Below are 2,254 nucleotides of genomic sequence, written 5' to 3'. Positions count from 1 at the left end.
GGTCGCCCAGTCCGGTGCTGCACAAGTCCCAGGCCACGATCGTGTCCCCACCGAGCGGTTCGGTGTCGACTCGATCGATCGAATCCACGACCTCGACCAGACGCAGCTTGGCGTTGGCCATCGCGGGATGCGATTTGGAAAGTGTGATCGAGCCGATGGTGCGAGCGAGTTTCATCGGGAACCTTCGGAAGTTTGCGGCAGCGCCGAGGAGCCCGTTGCTGGGCAACGCGCGATACGAGCGGCCACGTTGACCGCCGCAACCAGATTCAGTTTCTGGCGATCCAAAACCCAAACATTGGGCGAAAGTTCGGCGGCGAATCGTTCGACGTCCGACAGGGCGCTGACCATCGCCGCACGCTGTCCCCCGCTGCAACGCCGGTACACTTCCGCGGCAGGCTCGTCGGTCCAGAGGATCTCGACACCGGCCGGCAACGTGATTCCACGCCGAGCGAGTTGATTGCCAAGCGAATCCGGCACCTGCATCTCTGTCGGCGGCGACGTGTCCGCTTGGGCATTCGCGGCGTTGCTGGACGATGTGATGCTGGGTGATGCGACGCCTGACGCGGCAAATTGAATTTGGATGCCCCGCTGCACCGCTTCTTCACGGGCCGCCGGGGTGATGACCGCGCCTTCGACCGCGAGGATCTGGCCGGTGCTCGCATAACGATCCAAGGTTGCGATCGTGATCAGCTTTTCGCCGCCGACCGAGGACGGGCCGGCTGGAGCGGAGGTTGTCGAAGCCGAGGCGGCTGAACCCGGTGAACCACTTTCGCGCAGCCGCCGAATCACCTGGCGCGCAATGTCAGCGATCATCGCTGTCTCATCGCTGCGGTCGTAGGTCAGGCGGCTCACGTTCGAATACTGGGGTTGGGTGTCAGGTGTAGATAGGTTGTGGAGGCGGTTGGCTAAGCTTCGATGTCGTCGATCAATCCGATCACCGTCCAACGGGCCGGCGTCAGATCGTGTCCGCATGCCTCGCGGGCGTACGAACCGTCGCTGGTGATCATCACGTGATCGCCCTTGCGTGAACCGAGTTGGTCCAACGCAATCAGCGGCGGTCCGTCAGCCTTCTCGTCCGTCCCGATCGGCTGCAAGACGACCAAACGCATGCCGACCAAGCTTTCATGCTTGACGGTGGCGTGGGTCGATCCGAGGACAATCGCAGGCTGCATTCTTTGAAACTTGAAACTTGAAACTTGAAACCTCAAACCACCCGCAGTTCGCCGATCATGCTGCATCGTCGTTCGCGGGTGAACGTGGTCGGCGTGGTGACGCCTTCGCCGGTCGGCCCGGCGATGGAGAATGACAGGTAGCCTTCGCCGCCCAGGCCGAGCGACGCCATGCAGGGTCCGTTCTTGACGTACAGGGTCGTGTCCAGTTCGCGTCCCATCTTGGTCATGTTGCGAACATTGCGCGAGTGGATGATCGCGGTGTGACGGAAGCCGTGTTCGTAGTGTTTGGCCATCGCGATCGCGTGATCGACATCGCGGGCGCGAACGAAGGGCATGAACGGCATCATTTGCTCGACGCTGACGAACGGGTGATGCTCGTCGGTTTCCCCGAACACCAACTCGGTTTCTGGGGGGACCGAAACGCCGGCGGCGGCGGCCAGGAACGATGCGTCCTTGCCGATGTAGTCTTTGCAGGCCGCGTCGTGTTGGTCATCGCCGACGGTGACGATGGCTTTGGAGGTCAGTTCGGCGATTTGTGCGGCATTGAGCTGGACGGCACCGGCACGTCGCATCGCATCCATCATTGCGTCGAAGACCGAGTCGACGACGAAGACTTCTTTTTCGGCGATGCACAGCAGGTTGTTGTCATAAGCGCCGCCGGTGATGATCGATCGGGCGGCCAGATCCAGGTCGGCCGTTTCGTCGACGACGACCGGCGGGTTGCCCGGTCCGGCGACGATGGCGCGTTTGCCGCTGTTGAGTGCGGCGCGGCCGACGGCGGGACCGCCGGTGACACAGATCAAGGCGACGCTGCGGTGCTTGAACAACGCTTCGGCGGATTCCAACGTCGGTTCGGCGATCACGCAGATCAGATTGTCGATCCCGATTTCCGCCTCGATCGCTTCGTTGAATCGACGCACGCCTTCGGCGGCGACTTTCTTGCCCGACGGATGGGGATTGACGACGACGGTGTTCCCGCCGGCGATCATGCTGACCGCGTTGCCGGTGATCGTCGGCAAGCTGTGAGTGACCGGCGTGATCGCTCCGATGACGCCGAACGGGGCGCGGTCGATCACGGCCAG

The 2,254-nt window shown here is 62.6% G+C and carries 3 protein-coding genes and 1 pseudogene; all 4 read right to left on the bottom strand.

Features of this window, described 5'->3' with window-relative positions; genetic code table 11:
* A pseudogene (locus ABX749_RS30230) lies at positions 1 to 121 on the bottom strand (carbon dioxide concentrating mechanism protein CcmL); the annotation flags it as partial.
* 50 nt (positions 122 to 171) lie between these two features.
* On the bottom strand, positions 172 to 813 hold the full coding sequence (locus ABX749_RS30225; protein WP_372899310.1) for a hypothetical protein: 642 nt from the start codon (positions 811 to 813) through the stop codon (positions 172 to 174).
* A gap of 92 nt (positions 814 to 905) precedes the next feature.
* On the bottom strand, positions 906 to 1,172 hold the full coding sequence (locus tag ABX749_RS30220; RefSeq protein ID WP_145212009.1) for a EutN/CcmL family microcompartment protein: 267 nt from the start codon (positions 1,170 to 1,172) through the stop codon (positions 906 to 908).
* A 32-nt stretch (positions 1,173 to 1,204) separates the two neighbouring features.
* A partial coding sequence (locus ABX749_RS30215) for an aldehyde dehydrogenase (RefSeq protein ID WP_372899309.1) occupies positions 1,205 to 2,254 on the bottom strand: 1,050 nt, incomplete at its 5' end.

Origin of the sequence: Stieleria sp., assembly GCF_041595215.1 — a bacterium.
In the GTDB taxonomy this organism is placed as follows: Bacteria; Planctomycetota; Planctomycetia; order Pirellulales; family Pirellulaceae; genus Stieleria; species Stieleria magnilauensis.
Note: the sequence above shows the minus strand (reverse complement) of the source record. Positions and strands in the feature narration are given on the sequence as shown.

Excerpts from the sequence above, each read along its gene's own strand:
- ABX749_RS30225 (WP_372899310.1), bottom strand. The coding sequence starts at position 813 with ATGATCGCTGACATTGCGCGCCAGGTGATTCGGCGGCTGCGCGAAAGT.
- ABX749_RS30220 (WP_145212009.1), bottom strand. The coding sequence starts at position 1,172 with ATGCAGCCTGCGATTGTCCTCGGATCGACCCACGCCACCGTCAAGCAT.